The organism is Pseudomonas poae RE*1-1-14 (assembly GCF_000336465.1).
Lineage (GTDB): Bacteria > Pseudomonadota > Gammaproteobacteria > Pseudomonadales > Pseudomonadaceae > Aquipseudomonas > Aquipseudomonas poae.
In genome coordinates this window covers 3,097,665-3,117,281 of sequence record NC_020209.1, presented here as the reverse complement: position 1 = coordinate 3,117,281, position 19,617 = coordinate 3,097,665, and the positions used below count along the sequence as shown (strand labels likewise).

Sequence of the window (19,617 nt, the reverse complement as noted above, 5' to 3'; positions counted from 1 at the left end):
ATCGTTTTTGTCTGTCAGGGGGCCGATTCTGCGAAAAGCGAACGAGGGGAAGAATCGGCAGCGGCAAATACTTAGTTCAGATTTTTCTAAACTGATACCCGGGGGGTAAACTCGCTTCAATTGTGTGTGCCTCTGGAGACTCCATGGCCAGCGCCTTGCCCGACCTGAAACTCCTGCGCATCTTCGTCAGCGTCGTGCGGCACCAGGGGTTCGCCACTGCCCAGCACGAACTCAACCTGTCCACCTCGGCCATCTCCACCTACATGAGCCAGTTGGAAGCGGCGTTGGGCCTGGTGCTGTGCCATCGTGGCCGAGGCGGCTTCAGCCTCACCAGCAAGGGCGAACTGTTTCATCAGGAAACCCTGCGCCTGCTCGGCGAGCTCGAAGGCTTCGAACAATACGCCGCCGCGTTGAAGGGTGAATTGCGTGGCACCCTCAGGCTCGGTGTGCTCGACTCCACGGTCAGCGACAAGGCCCTGCCGTTCGCTGAAGTGATCGGCGCTTACAGCCTCGAACACCCGGCAGTGCATCTGCATTTGTCGGTGATGAGTCCTTACGAGCTGCAGCTCGGCGTGCAGGACAACCGCCTGGACCTGGCCATTGGCGCCTTCTCCAACCGCATGAGCGGGCTGATCTACATGCCGCTGTACCGCGAGCAGCACTGGTTGTATTGCAGCACGCGTCATCCCTTGTTCAACGAGCGGCGTATCCCCGAGCAGGTGATCACCCAGCAGCGTATGGTCGGACGCGGTTATTGGAGCCAGGCGGAGCTGGCGCGCCATGGCTTCAAGCACAGCGCCGCCACCGTGGAAAGCATGGAGGCGCAGCTGATCCTGGTGCTGTCCGGCGCCTATATCGGTTACCTGCCCGAACACTATGCCCAGGCCTGGGCCGACAAGGGCGACCTGCGCGTGCTGTTGCCGGCGACCTTTGGTTACCAGGCGCCGTTCTCGATGATCATGCGCCGTGGCCGCAGCCGCGAGCCGCTGATCCAGACCTTCCGCGACTTGCTCAAGGCGCAGCTCAACCAGGCTCGATAACCCATGTCCAGACCCCAATGCTCCCGTTGCCTCAGGCCTGCCAGCCATTGCCTGTGCGCGCTGATCCCCTGCCTGGACAGCCGCACCCGCGTGTTGCTGTTGCAGCATCCGAGCGAGGTCAACCATGCGCTCAATACCGCCCGGCTCGCCGCATTGGGCCTCACCAATGCGCAGTTGCGCGTGGGCGAGGTGTTCGATGACTTGGCGACCTTGTTGAATCCGCCCGGTTATCAGGCGCGGCTGTTGTTCCCGGCCGATGCTGCGCAGCCGTTGCAGGCCTACGCCCCGGGCGACCAGCCACTGTTGCTGGTGGTGCCCGATGGCACCTGGCGCAAGGCGCGCAAGTTGCTGCATCTCAACCCGCTGTTGGCGGCATTGCCCCGGGTCACGCTCGCTGAGGGCGGCGTGTCGCGCTATCGATTGCGCAAGGCACCGGGGCCGGGCGCGCTGTCGACGGTGGAGGCGATTGTGCAGGCGCTGCAGGTGCTGGAAGCGCCGCAGTCGTTCGAGCCGCTGCTCAAGCCCTTCGAGGCACTGATCGAAGGGCAGATTGCAGCGATGGGCCCGGCGGTTTTCGAAAAAAACCACGGCGCTACATAGCTACCGGGCGTGGCGTCAGTGAGGGGATAGGCTGGGCTTTTCAGGAATATCCGAAATGCTCGACCCCACTCAACAGCCTGTCCCCCAAGACCCGTTGGCCCGGTTCGTGGCTGAGCGCCACGCGCCATTGATGACGCGTTCGGAATGGTCAGCCTTGCAAAATCTGGATGTTCTGCGAGGCAAGCTGGACGTGTTTTTTGGCGCGCTCAACGACGCGCAAAAGTACGCTTATGTGCGCCTGCAACGAGCCTGGATTGATGCACAGCGCAGCGTGGAAAAAGACGTCAAGGCGCTGACTCATGCCTTCGAGCAGCAGACCATGGCGTTGTTACGCGCCCAGTTGCAGGCCTTGACCGGGCAGGATATCGATCCCGTCAACACGCGCATTCATACCCGTTACCTGCAGCCAGAACAGCGTGTGCGGCGCGCAGCCCATGGCGAGAAGGGCGAGGGTGTGGTGAAGGTCGCCAGCCTCAGCCTGTGGGACGCGGCCTGCCTGAACTATGACGGCCTGACCGGTTGGAGCTATCCGGGCCGTACCGGCCTGGCGGATGCCAGTTATCTGGACGCCCATGTCAATGCGACCGCCGCTGAATTTATTGCGCTGGTGCGCAGGCTCGATCTGGGTGGGCAGTTGCGCCAACGCTTGGATGATGGGCTCAAGCCCAACGGCTCAGTGGGTAACAGTGTGATGGGGCTGGCAAAGGCGGAGTTTGATTTCGCCCTGATAGACGCGCTGAAAAACACGGCTGCCAGCGGTATTGACCGAGAAAAGTATCAGTGGGTCAAGCGTGCGTTGAGCGGTGAGGCACGCTGGGGATCGATGGAAGAAATGCTGCTGTTTATCCCTCACGGTGTCGACAATGTGAGCTGGGTGCCTCAGCCCATAGGGCTCACCGGACACTATGTGCGTCCGCCACCAGGTGACAGGCTGAGCATTCCCCACCTGGTGTTTTCCATCACTGGCTGCAAGGGGGCGTTCAGTTTTTTTCCCAGTCGTCCGGGCGGCGCCTTGCGCCATTTTCAGAGCCACCGCAGGGCTTGCGAGCATTTTCATGTGGCCTTCGACAGCGCGTATCGCCAGGGAGATGTCGACTGGCTGTACCCGATGATGTTGCTGCGCGACTGCGCGCGTCTGAAGCGAATCGCCAAGACCACTGCGCCGCCTGCCGACCTTGAAGGGGTCGCCCATTTGATTTACCGATTGGCGCAAAGCATTCCGGCAGTCGATACCCTCGGAAAGATTGGCTATGTCAGAGAAACGGTGGAGAAAGTGCCCGTCGTCAGTCTCAACGATTTCTACATCAAGCGGTGTCGAGCCAATCTGCAGGAAATGGCCCATCAAACGCCGGGCTTCATGCCGACGCTGATCGAGGTGTTCAAGACCCTGGCGCTCGAAATCCTCAATGTGCTTTTGATTCCAGTGCCGGGCGCTTTGAAAGGGTTGGGACGGGTGCGCACCATTGCGATGTTCGTGGCCCTTGAGCAAGCGCTGGTCGAGGGCGGCAGTCAGGCGATGCAAGGCGAGCCGGGCGACTTGCTTCAGGGCTTCGCGGACCTGGCCGATCTGCTCATCAGCGGGCGTTTGCACACGCGTCTGGCTAAAAGCGTGCAGCGTCGTCACCAGCGTTTGTATCGGCGATTATCCGACGCACATGGCGCCACTGAGCAGCGCGAGCCAAGCGCCGGCAAGGTGCTCGAAACAATGCTCGGTTCCCCGGACGCACCCGCCCGAGCGACGGAGGTGATCCTTTCGAGCAGTGCCACCTCGCAGCAGACGCTTGGCCAGGTATGGGCCGGAGCGCAACCCTCGGCTTCGCTGGTGGACGCCGTCGAGCGGTTCCAGGTTGATCGGCTGATTGAATGGGTTGCCGAGGGCGGTGACTCCACGCGTACCGTGCCGGTTGCTGCCGTTGACGTGCTCGCGCCGTTGCTCACCCAACTGCCGGCCTGGCCGGCGCACACCTCGCTGAGCATTGCAAACCAGCAGGGAGTGGAGGTGCGGCGCTACAGCAAGGGCGCCTCTGTCATGCCAACCGCCGTGGTCAGCGTGACCGCACTGGAAAACCATCAGTTCGCCTACGGCACTCCACAGCGGTTCACCGTGCATCTGCCCAGCGCAATCATCGAGCTGTTACCAGAGTATTTCCCGGCGGGCGACCACGCGCTTGGCCAACAATTGGCCGTGCAAGCCAGGACCCGCAAAACCGACCTGTTCGAAGCGCTCACACGGTTTGCCGAGCTCAGCCGTTCGGCGGCCAGCGGGGTCAGCGTGGCGGTACATGCCTTGCTGCCCGATCGCATTACGCCGGACACTCCGGTGCCCGCCGTGATTACCCAACTGCGCGCGCTGCACCCCGACCTTAGCCTGGCGCGATTGCTTGAGGTATTGCGTGAGCATCCGCTCTCCGAGCACCAACAGACCCAACTGCTGGAGTCGCAACTGCAACCCGAGGCGCTTTACCTGGCGTTGCGCGCGGCCCGGGGAGTGGCACGCCGGGAGAAGATCATCGATGGGCTGTTTCACGGGCGACGCTTCGACCGTCAAACCTGCCACTGGGCCACCGAATTTGCCGACGGGGTGCTGCGCGACCTGACCGGCCAACAATTGGTGGTCAGCCCCGCCGGGCAAGCGGTCCCCTACGTGTCCAAGGGGCCTGCGGATCGCAATGTGGTGGTTATCGATCAGTTGCGCGGGCGTTTTGCGGCATATAACCATCATGCGCTGCGCACCGGAGCGACATTCATGGGAGCAGACAGCTTTTATGATGCGATCATCAGCCAGCTCTCGGCAGGCGACCGCCTGCAACTGGGGCTAAGTGCGTTGCAGGGCGTTGCCGACCTGCGTCATCAGGTCGCCCACGCAATGCTGCGCAACCGTGCGCCTGATGGATCGTTCTACCCCTATCGGCGTGAAATTGAGCATTACGCCACCACCGCCGACACCACCGGTATCGTCCCCGAACCTGACGCATTGGGTCTTTACCGAAGGGGACCGGACCGTTACCTGTTTATCGAGGGCGAGTATTTCAAGGTTTTCGAAGACCAGCCGCTCGGCTGCTGGCGCATCCAGCATCCGTCCCTGGACGACGCGTATGCCCCGGTACTGACCCACAATGGCGCCGGTGCCTGGCGCCATGAATGGGAAAATCCGCTGACCTGGGATGGGCAAAGACCCTTTTATCGCCTGGGGCCTTTGACGCGAGCGTTATCGCCGGACGCCATTGAGCAGATCCAGCAGATCAGCGCAGTGAAGCCGGACATGTTGCGGCGGGTGCATGTGCGCAACGAACCCCCGCCGGCGATTCTGGTGGACACCATTGAGCGTTACACGCTGCAGCAGCGAGTGATGACCGGTGTGGAAACTGGCCGGGATTTTTTTGATGAGGTGCTGGGCGAGGTAGGTCCTGATCTGGCCGATGAGCTGGTGGGGCGTGCAGGTCTCACGCGTGCCGATCAGGTGGCGGCGTTGGAAGCCAGGGTCAATGTCGACAAGCCGCAGATGGAGCGGCATTTCTACAAGGCACTGCGTCATAAAAAAACGCTGCCGTCGACAAACCCTCATGCTCGCGTGCTCCAGCGTTATTTTCCTGGTTTGTCGGCATGGGACGCCACCAGGCTGGTCTACAAAATCACCCCGGCAGAGCAGCGAAGCCTGGAGGCAGGGCGTCTTCCATTAAGCCTGACGCTGGATATCCGTTGGGCACTGGAGCATTCGCGCAGAGCCCGTGCCGTGGACGGCTTGTATACAAGGTTGGCGGCCAATGAGGACAGCGCCAGGCTGATCATGCGTGCGCTGCCGGACCTCCAGGGCTGGCCTGACCACCTGCGCGTAGAGGTGTGGGAAAGAGGTCGTCTGATTGACAGCGTCGGCCCCGAGGATGCCGTACTCAGGCGAATGCTTGAACCCGTTTCTCATCACTACCAGGCGTACACGCCGCAGGAAAACGGTAAACGGCTAGCGGTGGGAAGCCCCGGACCGTTTTTGACGGCTTTGTTGGCGGCGTTGCCGACGGCTGAACGCCAGGCGTTGGGCTACACCCACGCAGCCGGTCCCGAGGAGCTTTTACGCTGTATTGCAGATCGCGAACGACACATCTTCGAGAGCGCTGAGCCTGGGTTCGACATTGACCGTCGGCCACGCTTCAACCCGCCGCGACGTACGGCCGACGGGCGCATCGGTTACCCCCTCAGTGGCGGTGAAGAACTTGGACCGGTAGCGCGTGAGCAGATCGCCCGGTTGCGCGGGTTGTACCCCGCCAAGAGCGACGATGAGGTGCTGCAGTTACTACGCGAGGCGGGTGACTCGACCGACGAGCGCACTACAATGATCGACTATCTGGTGCGTGAACAACGTGCGCTCGACGTGGACCTGCAGCAATGGCGCGATGCCGCATCGGCCGGCGCGAGTGACGCCATATCCGTCCGCTCTCGGGCGCTGGCGGTGGCCCGGATTCAGCGTTGCTGGGCCAAGGAAGGCTTGACGCCGGGCATTGTCGAAGAGCTCAACCTGGATGATCTGGAGCTGACAAGCCTGCCGACACTGAGGGCCCACTTCGGCCATGTGATAGTGCTGAACGTCAACGGCAATTCTCTGAGCGCATTACCTGAGCGGTTTCTGCAAAGCTTCCCCGGACTTCGGGTGATTTCCTTCAAGGGTAACCGCCTCACTCATCTGCCGGATATGGACGGGTTGGCTCACCTTGCGGTGCTCAACCTTTCGAATAATCTGCTCCGGCTTGATCTGCGGGACGAGTTTCGACTGGCTGCGCTGACCGGTTTGAGGAACCTTGATTTATCGGTCAATCCACTGGGCCAGGGGCGGCGGCTGTCGCTCTATCCGTTAAGGCAATTGCGTGAGCTGGGCCTGCGCAATTGCGGTCTGGACCGGCTGCCGCGTGGCGCCGTGACCCTGCAGACACTGCGCAGTTTTGACCTGCGCAACAATGCAATCAGGGAGTTGGCCGAGACGGACTTGTTCATCTACCCCCAGGTTCATCGGGCGATGAATCTGCGGGGTAATCCGCTTTCGCCGCAGGCACGACAGCTATTGCGGCGAATCGGTGAGCGGCAGGGGCAGCCAGACGTTGATTTCGGGCTGTGGGCGCCCGCCGCTTCGTTCGACCAGCGCGCGGATCGTTGGTTGGCGTTGCTGCCCCCTGGCGACGTGCAGGCGCGGCAGCTGGAGTGGGCAGCCTTGCAGGAACAGCCCATGGCGGACTGTTTTTTCGAGTTGTTGGGCAATATCGCTGATTATTCGCTGTTCGCTGATGTGGGCCATCGCGCCCTGCGTGAAACCATCACGCGGCGGGTCTGGAGGTTGATCGACGAAGCTTTGTTTCACGGGGGAGGGGAGCAGATTTACTCCGTGCGGCCCTATGGTTACATGAGCGGAGGAATCGACGGTTGGCTGTTGAGCCTGCATGAGTTGGAATTGCTCAGGCTGCCCTATCGAATGCTTGCCACGGACGTCCAAAACGCCGGGCCGGCGTTTGTGCATTATTACCGGGCGCTGCGCCGGATGGACGCCATCAGCGAGCATGTCCGTCGCCACTTCCCGGGCCAGACACTCTGGCAGGCCTGTACGCGAATCCACAGTTATCGCATCGCTCTGGCGGCCAGCCTTGATCTGCCGCTGGTGCTTGTTTCACGCTTCAACATCCCCTTGGCACAGCCCGACGGCGCCTCCGTGGATATGCTGCGCACGCGCCTCCTGCGTGAAGAAGTCGGCATGAACTGGTCTCTGCACTTGCGCAAGAAGGAGCATTGGGTGGAATTTCTGAAGCGCAAATACCGCAGCCGATTTGCCGCTGCACTGCGCGGCTATGATCGGCTGCTGGAGATCGCCAGCAACAAGGTTGCAGACGCTGTGATGACGGAGGGCGAATACCTGCGCTATGTCCAAACCCTGCAGGCAGCCAGGTTAACGGCCGAAAGCGCGGTGGTAGCGGAGCTGACCGACCGCGAGTGGACGGATTTTGTCACCGGCTGATTTGGCACTTATGCCTTTGAGGCATAAGTACCGCACTTTGCGTGATATGGCCTGCCGACCTTTCCCGGTATGATGTTCGCCCCCGCAGTCTGGATTGCGAATACGCCATGACCTTGCAGTACCCCACAATCGCCGATTGCGTCGGCAACACGCCCCTGGTCCGCTTGCAACGCATGGCGGGTGAAACCAGCAATACCCTGTTGCTCAAGCTTGAAGGCAATAATCCGGCTGGCTCGGTCAAGGACCGCCCGGCGCTGTCGATGATCACCCGTGCCGAGTTGCGCGGGCAGATCAAGCCCGGCGACACCCTGATCGAAGCCACCTCGGGTAACACCGGGATCGCCCTGGCCATGGCTGCGGCGATCAAGGGCTACAAGATGATTCTGATCATGCCCGACAACTCCAGTGCCGAGCGCAAGGCGGCGATGACGGCCTACGGTGCCGAGCTGATTCTGGTGACCCAGGAGCAGGGCATGGAAGGCGCGCGCGATCTGGCCGAGCGCATGGCGGCTGAAGGTCGTGGCCAGGTGCTGGACCAGTTTGCCAACGGCGACAATCCCGAGGCGCACTACACCACCACCGGCCCGGAAATCTGGCGCCAGACCGGCGGCACCGTCACCCATTTCGTCAGCTCCATGGGCACCACCGGCACCATCATGGGCAACTCGCGCTATCTCAAGGAGCAGAACCCGGCGATCCAGATTGTCGGGCTGCAACCGATGGAAGGCGCGGCGATCCCGGGTATTCGTCGCTGGCCCGAAGAGTACTTGCCCAAGATCTACAACGCGACGCGGGTGGACCGGATCATCGACATGGCCCAGCGCGAAGCCGAAGACACCACTCGCCGCCTGGCCCGTGAAGAAGGCATATTCTGCGGTGTGTCGTCCGGCGGTTCGGTGGCCGGCATGTTGCGCCTGTCCAAAGAAGTGGAAAACGCGGTGATCGTCGCGATCATCTGTGACCGAGGCGACCGCTACCTGTCGACCGGCATCTTCGACGAACCCAACTGATGGCCAAGCACGAGAGAGGCCTGCGCTTCCAACCGACGGGTGGCAGCCGGGCGCCACAGATTCCCGTGGGCAAGAAGCAGCGCCTGACCATTGAGCGCCTGGCAAACGATGGCCGCGGCATTGTGTTCTTTGAAGGTCGCACCTGGTTCGTCAACGGTGCGTTGGCGGGCGAAGACGTTGAAGCACGGGTGCTGGGCGCTCACGGCAAGGTGGTAGAGGCGCGCACCGAGCGCGTATTTACCGCTAGCGAGTTGCGTCGCCCGGCACCCTGTGTGCACTTTGGCCGCTGCGGCGGTTGCAGCGTGCAGCACCTGCCTCACGGCGAACAGCTTGCGCTGAAACAGCGCATGCTCGCCGAGCAACTGTCCCGTGTGGCAGGTGTCGAGCCGCAGGAGTGGGCAGCGCCCTTGAGCGGGCCGGAGTTCGGCTATCGACGGCGCGCGCGGGTCGCGGTGCGCTGGGACGCCAAGGCAAAAAAACTCGAGGTCGGTTTTCGCGCCGTGGCCAGCCAGGACATCGTCGGTATTGATGACTGCCCCGTGCTGGTACAAGCCTTGCAGCCGATCATGCAGCGTCTGCCGAACATGCTGCGCCGGTTGAGCAAGCCTCAGGCGCTGGGTCACGTGGAATTGTTCAGCGGGCCTTCGATTGCCGTGTTGCTGCGGCATATGGCGCCGCTGTCCGAGGCGGACCTGCAGGTTTTGAAAGAGTTTTGTGCGTTTCATGACGCCCAGTTGTGGTTGCAGGGTGAGGGCAAGCCGGAACCTGTGGAGCCTGAGCAAACCCTGGGTTTTCGCTTGGATGCCTGGGATCTGGAGCTGGCGTACCGGCCGGGAGACTTCGTCCAGGTCAATGCCTCGGTCAACGAGGCAATGGTCGCCCAGGCGCTGCAATGGCTGGCGCCGCAGGCCGATGAGCGGGTGCTGGATTTGTTTTGCGGCCTGGGCAACTTTGCCCTGCCGCTGGCCAGGCAGGTGCGTGAAGTGGTCGCCGTGGAAGGCGTGCAAACGATGGTGGACCGGGCGGCGCTCAATGCTGTCAGCAACAATTTGCATAACGCGCAGTTTTTTCAGGCCGATTTGTCTCAGCCGTTGACTGACGCAGAATGGGCCAAACAGGGCTTTTCTGCGGTACTCTTGGACCCACCTCGTGACGGTGCCCAGGAGGTTGTGCGCAAGCTCGCCACCCTTGGCGCCAGGCGCGTGGTGTATGTGTCCTGCAACCCGGCCACGCTGGCGCGGGACACGGTTGAGTTGGTCAAGCAGGGCTACCGGCTAAAACGTGCCGGGATCCTCGACATGTTTCCGCAAACTGCGCATGTCGAGGCCATGGCGTTATTTGAAGCGGGCTAGGATGCCCGTTTAATCCGACCGGCCTGCGTTCTCCAGGGCCCCTGAGCTGCCACGGAGTTCGCAGTCAAGGTCGGCGATGATTCCGGCGCATCCAAGGTGCGTCGTAGGGAAGGTAAGAAAGATGGTACAGGTGAGAGCACACCAGCCGATCAACACCGACGGCAGTATCAATCTGGAGGCATGGCTCGACCATGCCATCAGTGTCGATCCGGCACTGGACCGTGAGGCCATGAAAGCCGCCTGCGAGTTCGCTCGTGAGTCCGAGCAGCAAGACAATGCGGCCAAGAACCTGTGGGCTGAAGGCACTTCGAGCTTTCGCACCGGGCTGGAAATCGCCGAGATCCTCGCCGATCTCAAGCTCGACCAGGATTCGCTGATCGCCGCCGTGCTCTATCGCGGCGTGCGCGAAGGGCACATTGAGCTGGCCACGGTCGGCCAGCGCTTTGGCTCGGTGGTGGCCAAGCTGATCGACGGCGTGCTGCGCATGGCTGCCATCAGCGCCAGCCTCAGCCCGCGCCAGTCCATGGTGCTGGGCACCCAGGGGCAGGTGGAAAACCTGCGCAAGATGCTGGTGGCGATGGTCGACGACGTACGCGTCGCCCTGATCAAGCTGGCCGAACGCACCTGCGCGATCCGTGCGGTGAAGACCGCTGACGACGAAAAGCGCAACCGCGTCGCCCGCGAAGTCTTCGACATCTATGCGCCGCTGGCGCACCGCCTGGGCATCGGCCATATCAAGTGGGAGCTGGAGGATTTGTCCTTTCGCTACCTTGAGCCTGATCAATACAAACAGATCGCCACGCTGCTGCACGAGCGGCGCCTGGACCGCGAGCGCTTTATCAGCGACGTGATGGGCCAGCTGCGTACCGAATTGCAGGCTACCGGCGTCGAGGCCGACATCAGCGGCCGTGCCAAACATATCTACTCGATCTGGCGCAAGATGCAGCGCAAGGGCCTGGCCTTCAGCCAGATCTACGACGTGCGCGCGGTGCGCGTGCTGGTGCCGGAAATGCGCGACTGCTACACCGCGCTGGGGATCGTCCACACGCTGTGGCGGCACATCCCCAAGGAATTCGACGACTACATCGCCAACCCCAAGGAAAACGGCTATCGCTCGCTGCACACGGCTGTGATCGGTCCCGAGGGCAAGGTGCTCGAAGTGCAGATCCGCACCCATGCCATGCACGAAGAGGCGGAACTGGGCGTGTGCGCGCACTGGCGCTACAAGGGCACCGACGTCAAGGCCGGGTCCAACCAGTACGAAGAGAAGATTTCCTGGTTGCGCCAGGTGCTCGAATGGCACGAAGAACTCGGCGATATCGGTGGTCTGGCCGAACAACTGCGAGTGGATATCGAGCCCGACCGCGTCTACATCTTTACCCCGGACGGGCATGCCATCGACCTGCCCAAGGGTGCCACGCCGCTGGATTTTGCCTACCGCGTGCACACCGAGATCGGCCACAACTGTCGGGGCGCCAAGATCAACGGGCGCATCGTGCCGCTCAACTACAGCCTGCAGACCGGTGAGCAGGTTGAGATCATCACCAGCAAGCACGGCACGCCGAGCCGCGACTGGCTGAACCCGAACCTGGGCTACATCACCACCTCGCGGGCGCGGGCGAAGATCGTCCACTGGTTCAAACTGCAGGCGCGCGATCAGAACGTCGCCGCCGGCAAGACCCTGCTCGAACGCGAACTGGCGCGCCTGGGCCTGCCCCAGGTGGACTTCGACAAGCTGGCCGAAAAGGCCAACATGAAAATCGCCGAAGACATGTTCGCCGCCCTCGGCGCCGGCGACTTGCGCCTGGCGCAACTGGTCAACCTGGCCCAGCAACTGGTAGAGCCGGAGCGGGGCAACGAACAACTGGAGCTGATCCCGCGCAAGGCCACCGGTTACAAGCCCGGCAAGCGCGGCGATATCCAGATCCAGGGCGTGGGCAATCTGATGACGCAGATCGCCGGTTGCTGCCAGCCGCTGCCGGGCGACGCGATTGTCGGCTATATCACCCAGGGCCGTGGCGTGAGCATTCACCGTCAGGATTGCGCCTCGGTGCTGCAGTTGGGCGGGCGCGAGCCGGAGCGGATCATCCAGGTCAGCTGGGGCCCGGTGCCGGTGCTCACCTACCCCGTGGATATCATCATTCGTGCCTACGACCGTTCCGGTCTGCTGCGCGACGTGTCGCAAGTGCTGCTCAATGAACGCATCAACGTGCTGGCGGTGAACACCCGCTCGAACAAGGAGGACAACACCGCGTTGATGTCCCTCACCATCGAGATTCCGGGGTTGGACGCGCTGGGGCGGTTGCTGGGACGGATCTCCCAGTTGCCAAACATTATCGAAACCCGACGCAACCGCACGCCATGAACGTGAACTGACTGTGGGAGCTGGCTTGCCTGCGATGGCATCACTGTGGTGCAACTGACGTACCGAGTCGCTTGCATCGCAGGCAAGGCAGCTCCCACATTTGACTTTCGACGTTTCAAAAACCCGCGCAGAGATTGACCGATGTATTCACTTGAAGACCTGCTGCACCTGATGAACCGCCTGCGCGATCCGCAATATGGCTGCCCGTGGGACATCAAGCAAACCTACGCCACGATCGTGCCGCACACCCTCGAAGAAGCCTACGAAGTCGCCGACGCCATCGAGCGCGGCGACTTCGATCATCTGCAAGGCGAGTTGGGCGACCTGTTGTTCCAAGTCGTCTATTACAGCCAGTTGGCGCGTGAAGACGGGCGTTTCGAGTTTGCCGGCGTGGTCGACAGCATTACGCGCAAGCTGATCCGTCGTCATCCGCACGTGTTCCCGACCGGTGATCTGTATGCACCGCTGGATATTCCTCAGTTGAGTGAAGATCAGGTCAAGCAACGCTGGGAGCAGATCAAAACCGAGGAGCGTGCGGAACAGTCCGACGCACCGGAGCAACTTTCCCTGCTCGACGATGTGCCCAAGGCGCTGCCATCCCTGTCCCGTGCCGCCAAATTGCAGAAGCGCGCCAGCCAGGTCGGTTTCGACTGGCCGTCCGCCTTGCCGGTGGTGGACAACGTGCGCGAAGAACTCGATGAAGTGCTCGAAGCCATGGCCGACAACGACCCGGCCGCAATCGCCGATGAAGTCGGTGACTTGTTGTTTGCCGCAGTCAACCTGGCCCGTCACCTCAAGGTCGACCCGGAAACTGCGCTGCGTGGCGCCAATGCCAAGTTCGAACGACGTTTCCGATTTATCGAACAGGCATTGCGCGAAACGCATCAACCCATAGAAGATTGCACCCTCGAAACCTTGGACGCCCTGTGGGGCGAAGCCAAGCGTCAGGAAAAGAATGTGTCCAGCTGCGGTTGAGCAGTTGCCTAAGTGAGTAAGCACCATGAGCCTTTCCCTTCGCGACCAGTTGCTCAAAGCAGGTCTGGTCAACCAAAAGCAGGCCAAGCAGGTCGGCAAAGAGAAACAGAAGCAGCAGCGCCTGGTCCACAAGGGGCAGGCCGAGGTGGATGACACCCAGGCCCGTCTGGCGGCCGAGGCGCATGCCGAGAAGGTCAAGCGCGACCAGGAGCTGAACCGTCAGCAGCAGGAAAAAGCCGAGGCCAAGGCGCGCACGGCGCAGGTCAAGCAATTGATCGAGACCTCGCGCTTGCCCAAGCTGACCACCGAGGACTACTACAACTTCGTGGATGACAAGAAGGTCAAGCGCCTGTCGGTCAACACGCTGATGCGCAACAAGCTGAGCAACGGCTCCCTGGCCATCGTGCACCACGGCGGCAGCTACGAAGTGATCCCCCGCGAAGCGGCGCTGAAGATCCAGGAGCGCGCGCCAGAGCGTATCGTGCAGCTCAATATCCTTACCGAAAGCCAGGTGCCGGACGAGGATGATCCGTACGCTGCCTATCAGATCCCGGACGATCTGATGTGGTAAGGCTGTAGACACGAAAAACCCCGCTCACAAGGCGGGGTTTTTGTTTGCGGGCACGCCAGCTGCTGTGTGGGGCCGGGTGCCTGCGAGATTTCGGTGGGTCAGGAACTTTGTGCCTGGCGTTTCAGTTCAAGCGTTTCCAGCTCATGCTTGTAGTTATGAGCGTCGCTTTCATTGTGAAACATGCCGACCAGCAGGTCTTGTTGATGGACATCCCAGATATGAATCCCGTGGCCCAAGGCTTCATGGGACATATGTTCGTCGTCGCGTTCAGTCACTTTTACAGTCATCTGCTTGCTCCAATCTCGGGTGGATCTGCGGCAAGTCGTCGCAGGCCTTTGTTATATGTTTTGTTAGCTTGCTAAGTAAACAGCTTTTGCGCGCAACAATTTATTGCACCAGACGCAACAGTGCTGCAGGCCTTGTAATCCGTGGCTTTGTAGAGCAGGCGCGGGAGTTTTATGACAGAAGTTTCATGTTTGCGAGCGCCTGCGGCCCTGTGTTGATCGTTGCACCGCCATCGCAGGCAAGCCAGCTCCCACAGGGGAATGCGTTCCAACTGTGGGAGCTGGCTTGCCTGCGATGGCTTCAGTGGGCTCACCGCAAAAACCCGCCAGGCAAAAAAAAGCCTCGCATTCAGCGAGGCTCCTTTGTTCAATCTGCCGATCAGCTGCCCTTGATGGCCTGACCATCGACAGTGCCGTCCTGCAGCATGATGTTGTATTCCTTGCCGTCCGTCTCAACCTGACGTAACGCCACCAGCACGCCGCCCAGATCCTTGGCAAACCACATCTGGGTGATGCGCTTGCTCTGCGACGGGTCACGCACGCGCTCGACCTTGATCGCGTCGATGGCGCCAACCTTGGTCTGGACCTTTTCCGGGCCAATCACGCGGAAGTCATAGGTGTCGACGTCGGTGCCTTCGACGACGCGGTAGCTCATGCTTTTCTTGCCGGCGGCCACGTCACGCTGAAGGGCCAACTGGTAAGTCGACTTGTCGAGCATGCCGCTTTCCAGGGTGACGTTCACCGGGTCCTTGTTTTCAAAGCCGGTGACTTTCTTGGCGCTCTGGTCGAAGTCCAGGTTGACCTTCTTCGATTTGCCCAGGCCGCCACGTTCGAAGCTGTAGCTCACCGGCTGTAGTGCGTCCTTGTCGAAACGAATGACGCTGGTTTCGGTAAGGCTGGCGATCATCATGGAAGCCTTGAAGTTCAAGGTCCAGGAGCCGTTGTCATTCTTGGTCAGGCTGCGTTCGGCCGAACCGCTCATGGGCAACTGTTTCCAGTCGGCGGTGTAGCTGGCGGAGAAAGGGTGTAGGTCTGCTGCCTGCACGGCAGGCAAGGCGAACAGCGCAAAAGCGAAGAGCAGGGCGCGACGCATAAAATCTCCTAAGTTCGAATCAAGTGGCCGCTGGCCGCGAGTAACTGACCGTCCAATAATGCACCCTGTTCACCGAGAATCAATCGTCCCTCGGCAAACCAGCGAACAGCCAGTGGATAAATGCTGTGTTCCTGGGCGTGAACCCGTTGCGCAAGGCTCTGCGCCGAGTCACCCGACTCTACCGGAACCACTGCCTGTACGACCAGAGGTCCGCCATCGAGTTCCTCAGTGACAAAGTGCACGCTGCAGCCGTGCTCGCTTTCGCCGGCGTCCAGCGCGCGCTGATGGGTGTGCATGCCTTTGTATTTGGGCAGCAGGGAAGGGTGGATATTGAGCAGGCGCCCTGCGTAGTGCCGCACGAAATCCGCGCTGAGGATGCGCATGAAACCGGCCAGGACCACGAGTTGGGGCTTGAAGGCGTCGATCAGGTCGATCAGGGCCGTGTCGAAAGCCTCGCGACCGTCGAATGCCTGATGATCCAGCGAGCGGGTGTCGATGCCGGCATCTCTGGCGCGTTGCAGGCCGTAGGCGTCGCTGCGATTGGAAATCACCGCAGCGATGCGCACCGGGCTGTCGCCGGTGCGCGTGCTGTCGATCAAGGCCTGCAAGTTGCTGCCGGTGCCGGAAAGCAGCACCACGACATTACAGGTCCCAGGCATCAGTGAGCCTTGAGGTTCTTCAGTTCGACCTGGGCTGCGCCTTGCGCGGCAATGGCGATCTGGCCGATCACCCAAGGCTGCTCGCCCGCTTCACGCAAGACGTTCAGCGCGGTTTCAACGTGTTCCTGCGCCACGCAGATGACCATGCCCACGCCGCAGTTGAGTACGCGGTGCATCTCGGTCTCGTCCACATTGCCTTGCGCCTGCAGCCAATCGAAGACTGCCGGGCGCTGCCAGCTGGCCACGTCGACAATCGCCTGGGCGCCTTTTGGCAGCACGCGCGGGATGTTGTCCAACAGTCCGCCGCCGGTGATGTGGGCCATGGCCTTGACCGCGCCGGTGTCCTTGATGAGTTTGAGCAGTGGCTTGACGTAGATGCGGGTCGGGGCCATCAGCAGGTCGGTCAGCGGTTTGCCGTCGAGTTGGGTGTTTTCGATGTCGGCGCCGGACACTTCGATGATCTTGCGGATCAGCGAGTAGCCGTTGGAGTGTGGGCCGGAGGATGGCAGGGCGAGCAGGGCGTCGCCAGCAGCGACTTTGGAGCCGTCGATGATCTCGGCCTTTTCCACGACACCTACGCAGAAACCAGCCAGGTCGTAGTCTTCGCCTTCGTACATGCCGGGCATTTCAGCGGTTTCGCCGCCGACCAGGGAGCAGCCCGACAGTTCGCAGCCAGCGCCGATACCGGTCACTACCTGTGCCGCGGTGTCTACGTTCAGCTTGCCGGTGGCATAGTAGTCGAGGAAGAACAATGGCTCGGCGCCGCATACCACCAGGTCGTTGACGCACATGGCGACCAGGTCGATGCCGATGGTGTCGTGCTTGTTCAGGTTCAGGGCCAGGCGCAGCTTGGTGCCCACGCCGTCGGTGCCGGACACCAGCACAGGCTGCTTGTAGCCGGCCGGGATTTCGCAGAGGGCGCCAAAACCGCCCAGGCCGCCCATGACTTCGGGGCGCGCAGTGCGCTTGGCGACGCTCTTGATGCGTTCGACCAATGCTTCACCGGCGTCGATGTCTACACCGGCGTCCTTGTAGCTCAGGGAGGGTTGCTTGCTCATGATCCAGGCCTTTAGGGGGGATTTCTGGGTAACGACCGAGCCGACGGCGGCGTTTGTGAAAAGGCCTCGACGTTGACGGTCTGCGAAGGCGCGCGATTTTATCAGGCTTGAGGGGCAGCGGCCATCCTCGGGCCGACGGGCAGGGGCATATAGGCTAAAAAAGCCGATTAAAAAAATGCTCACCGGCTCTGCCCTGGTGCGTATTAAGGTATAGCCTTGAGCAAGCTATCGTTGTGACAGCACGAAAACTTACCGCGGCCCTGTGAATGTTTTACCAATCACTGTGGTCACAGCCTGGCTGAATCGGGTGCACGCGGTCTGTTCCACCCGCTAAATTTGTCGTTCGGGAATCTTCCATGCGTTTGTGTAAATTCTTTTTTGTGGGCTGTTTGTCGTTGGTCAGCCTGGCGAGTCATGCCGAAACCCTCAATGGCCTTTATCAAGTACTCGAACCTGTGAGCAGTCAGTCGCCCCAGGAGCGTGACCAGGCCACCCAGCGCGCGGTGCAGACCCTGGTGCTACGCCTGACCGGCGACGCCAAGGCCGCCGAAGGCCCGGGCCTGGCGGCGATCCGCAAAGACCCGCAGCAAATCATCACGCAATACGGCTACGACGCCGGCCCGCCGGAAAGCCTGCAGGTGGATTTCGACCCGGTGAGCACGGACCGTGCGTTGCGTGACGCGGGCCTGTCGATCTGGGGCAGCAACCGCCCCTCGATCCTCGGCTGGTGGCTGAACGATTCCACCGAAGGCAGCAGCCTGGTCGGTGATGGTCAGACCGTCGCCCAGGCACTGCGCCGTGCCGCGCAGCATCGCGGTCTGCCGTTGCGTCTGCCGTTGGGTGATCTGAATGAGCAGGTGGTCGCCACCGCGCCGAATCTGGAAAGCGCCGACGCCACGCCGTTGCGCGCCGCGTCCGAGCGTTACGGCGCCGACGCTTTGCTTGCGGTGCACGCGCGTCAGGAAGGCAGCCAGTGGCAGGCCAAATGGCGGCTGTGGCTGGGCGATAGCAGCGAGCAGGGCACCGCGCAAGGCGCCGACACCGCTGCAGTCGCCGACGCAGTGCTGCTGGCCGTCAGCCAGAAGCTCGCGCCGCGCTTTGCCGTCAAGCCGGGCGTGACCACCGAACAATTGCTGGAAGTGCAGGGCATGAACCTGGAGCGCTATGCCACGTTGGGTCACCTGCTGGAACCCTTTGGGGGGCAGCCGCAGTGGGTGGACGGTAATCGCATTGTGTATCGCGTCAACGGCAGTGCCGATCAATTGCGGACCCAACTGAGCCTGGCCAGGTTGCAGGAAGTGCCCGCAGGTGAAGCCCCGGTCCAGCCACCCGCAGTCGATGGCACGCAACCCGCAGCGGCACCTGAACCTCAGGCGCAACTGCGTTTTCGTTGGTAAATATTCTTCCTTATATAGAAGCAATTGGAGTGGTGTATGGCGGATACGCGTCGTTGGGTGTGGCTTGGCGGGATTGTCCTGCTGTGCGTTTTTGTATTCCTGCTGCATTCGATCCTGACGCCGTTCCTGGTCGCGTTGTTGCTCGCCTACCTGTTCGATCCGGTCGTGGATCGCCTGGAAAAGCTCGGACTTTCGCGGACCCTGGGCGTGGTGACGGTGTTCGCGCTGTTCACGTTGATCATCACCGCGTTGGTGCTGGTGCTGGTGCCGATGCTGGCCAAGCAGCTGTTTCGTTTGTACGAGTTGGCGCCGCAGATGCTCGACTGGCTGCAGCACACGGCGATGCCGTGGGCTCAGGCCAAACTCGGATTGTCGGAAGGGTTCTGGAAGTTCGACAAGGTCAAAGCCGCGATCAGCGAGCATATGGGCCAGACCACCGACATCGTCGGTGTGGTGCTCAGCCAGGCCACTGCTTCAAGCCTGGCGCTGATCGGCTGGCTGACGAACCTGGTGCTGATTCCGGTGGTGGCGTTCTACCTGCTGCGCGACTGGGACATCATGATGGCCAAGATTCGCGGCCTGCTGCCGCGAGACCGTGAAGAACGCGTGGTGTCCCTGGCTGCAGAGTGTCATGAGGTACTCGGTGCGTTTGTGCGCGGCCAGTTGCTGGTGATGCTGGCGCTGGGCATCATCTATGCAGCCGGGCTGATGGCTATCGGCCTGGAGCTGGGCCTGTTGATCGGCCTCATCGCAGGCCTGGCGGCCATCGTGCCGTACATGGGCTTTGTGATCGGGATCGGCGCTGCGCTGGTGGCAGGGTTGTTCCAGTTCGGCGGCGACCTGTACCCGATGTTGGGGATTGTCGCGGTGTTCATGGTCGGCCAGGCCCTCGAAGGCATGGTGCTGACGCCCTTGCTGGTGGGCGATCGAATCGGCCTGCATCCGGTGGCGGTGATCTTCGCGATCCTGGCGGGCGGTGAGCTGTTCGGCTTCACCGGTATCCTGCTGGCACTGCCCGTGGCGGCAGTGATCATGGTGTTGGTACGGCATGTACACGTGTTGTACAAGGATTCGGATGTGTACACCGGCGTCGAAGACCCCGAGCTGTAATCGCAATACGACAAACCCGGCTTCTGGCCGGGTTTGTTGTTTATAAGGTGGGTGCGTCAAACAATCCGTGTAAACCGGCAGGTTAACGCAAACCTTTGATTTTGCTTGTGG

Annotated in this window: 14 protein-coding genes; 10 read left to right on the top strand and 4 right to left on the bottom strand. The window is 61.5% G+C overall.

Annotated elements, in window-relative coordinates:
• Nucleotides 1-143 precede the first annotated feature (143 nt).
• The 8 genes from H045_RS13410 to H045_RS13375 all read left to right on the top strand — a co-directional run bounded on the left by H045_RS13410 (nucleotide 144) and on the right by H045_RS13375 (nucleotide 13,905).
• A complete protein-coding gene (locus H045_RS13410) occupies nucleotides 144-1,040 on the top strand; it encodes a LysR family transcriptional regulator (protein ID WP_015372618.1) in 897 nt (298 codons plus the stop codon).
• A 3-nt stretch (nucleotides 1,041-1,043) separates the two neighbouring features.
• The gene (locus H045_RS13405; protein ID WP_015372617.1) at nucleotides 1,044-1,640 is read left to right on the top strand and encodes a tRNA-uridine aminocarboxypropyltransferase; all 597 of its coding nucleotides are present in this window, start codon (nucleotides 1,044-1,046) and stop codon (nucleotides 1,638-1,640) included.
• A gap of 55 nt (nucleotides 1,641-1,695) precedes the next feature.
• Nucleotides 1,696-7,632 carry a dermonecrotic toxin domain-containing protein gene (locus H045_RS13400; protein ID WP_015372616.1) on the top strand — a complete coding sequence of 1,979 codons (5,937 nt, stop codon included), beginning with the start codon at nucleotides 1,696-1,698 and terminating at the stop codon, nucleotides 7,630-7,632.
• Between the two features lie 107 nt (nucleotides 7,633-7,739).
• The gene (gene cysM / locus H045_RS13395; RefSeq protein ID WP_032869707.1) at nucleotides 7,740-8,642 is read left to right on the top strand and encodes a cysteine synthase CysM; all 903 of its coding nucleotides are present in this window, start codon (nucleotides 7,740-7,742) and stop codon (nucleotides 8,640-8,642) included.
• A complete protein-coding gene (gene rlmD, locus H045_RS13390) occupies nucleotides 8,642-9,994 on the top strand; it encodes a 23S rRNA (uracil(1939)-C(5))-methyltransferase RlmD (protein ID WP_015372615.1) in 1,353 nt (450 codons plus the stop codon). The genes cysM and rlmD overlap by 1 nt, the downstream gene beginning before the upstream one ends.
• A gap of 121 nt (nucleotides 9,995-10,115) precedes the next feature.
• Complete coding sequence (relA, locus tag H045_RS13385) at nucleotides 10,116-12,359, top strand: GTP diphosphokinase (RefSeq protein WP_003230512.1); 2,244 nt, start codon at nucleotides 10,116-10,118, stop codon at nucleotides 12,357-12,359.
• Between the two features lie 141 nt (nucleotides 12,360-12,500).
• On the top strand, nucleotides 12,501-13,334 hold the full coding sequence (gene mazG, locus H045_RS13380; protein WP_003230514.1) for a nucleoside triphosphate pyrophosphohydrolase: 834 nt from the start codon (nucleotides 12,501-12,503) through the stop codon (nucleotides 13,332-13,334).
• Nucleotides 13,335-13,359: 25 nt separating this feature from the next.
• Nucleotides 13,360-13,905, top strand: a complete 546-nt coding sequence (locus H045_RS13375) for a DUF2058 domain-containing protein (RefSeq protein WP_003230516.1) — start codon at nucleotides 13,360-13,362, stop codon at nucleotides 13,903-13,905.
• 98 nt (nucleotides 13,906-14,003) lie between these two features.
• On the opposite strand, the gene H045_RS13370 is transcribed toward H045_RS13375, so the two are convergent.
• The 4 genes from H045_RS13370 to purM form a co-directional block, all read right to left on the bottom strand.
• Nucleotides 14,004-14,192, bottom strand: a complete 189-nt coding sequence (locus H045_RS13370; RefSeq protein WP_003230518.1) for a hypothetical protein — start codon at nucleotides 14,190-14,192, stop codon at nucleotides 14,004-14,006.
• Between the two features lie 376 nt (nucleotides 14,193-14,568).
• Nucleotides 14,569-15,282: a DUF3108 domain-containing protein gene (locus H045_RS13365; RefSeq protein ID WP_003238835.1), complete on the bottom strand. Its 714-nt coding sequence runs from the start codon at nucleotides 15,280-15,282 to the stop codon at nucleotides 14,569-14,571.
• Nucleotides 15,283-15,290: 8 nt separating this feature from the next.
• Complete coding sequence (purN, locus tag H045_RS13360; protein WP_003238833.1) at nucleotides 15,291-15,941, bottom strand: phosphoribosylglycinamide formyltransferase; 651 nt, start codon at nucleotides 15,939-15,941, stop codon at nucleotides 15,291-15,293.
• Complete coding sequence (purM, locus tag H045_RS13355; protein ID WP_015372614.1) at nucleotides 15,941-16,999, bottom strand: phosphoribosylformylglycinamidine cyclo-ligase; 1,059 nt, start codon at nucleotides 16,997-16,999, stop codon at nucleotides 15,941-15,943. The genes purN and purM overlap by 1 nt, the downstream gene beginning before the upstream one ends.
• A gap of 356 nt (nucleotides 17,000-17,355) precedes the next feature.
• Between purM and H045_RS13350 the strand changes: the two genes are divergently transcribed.
• The gene (locus tag H045_RS13350; RefSeq protein ID WP_003238830.1) at nucleotides 17,356-18,396 is read left to right on the top strand and encodes a DUF2066 domain-containing protein; all 1,041 of its coding nucleotides are present in this window, start codon (nucleotides 17,356-17,358) and stop codon (nucleotides 18,394-18,396) included.
• Between the two features lie 36 nt (nucleotides 18,397-18,432).
• Nucleotides 18,433-19,506, top strand: coding sequence for an AI-2E family transporter (locus H045_RS13345; RefSeq protein WP_003238829.1), 1,074 nt, complete (start codon nucleotides 18,433-18,435; stop codon nucleotides 19,504-19,506).
• Nucleotides 19,507-19,617: the final 111 nt, after the last annotated feature.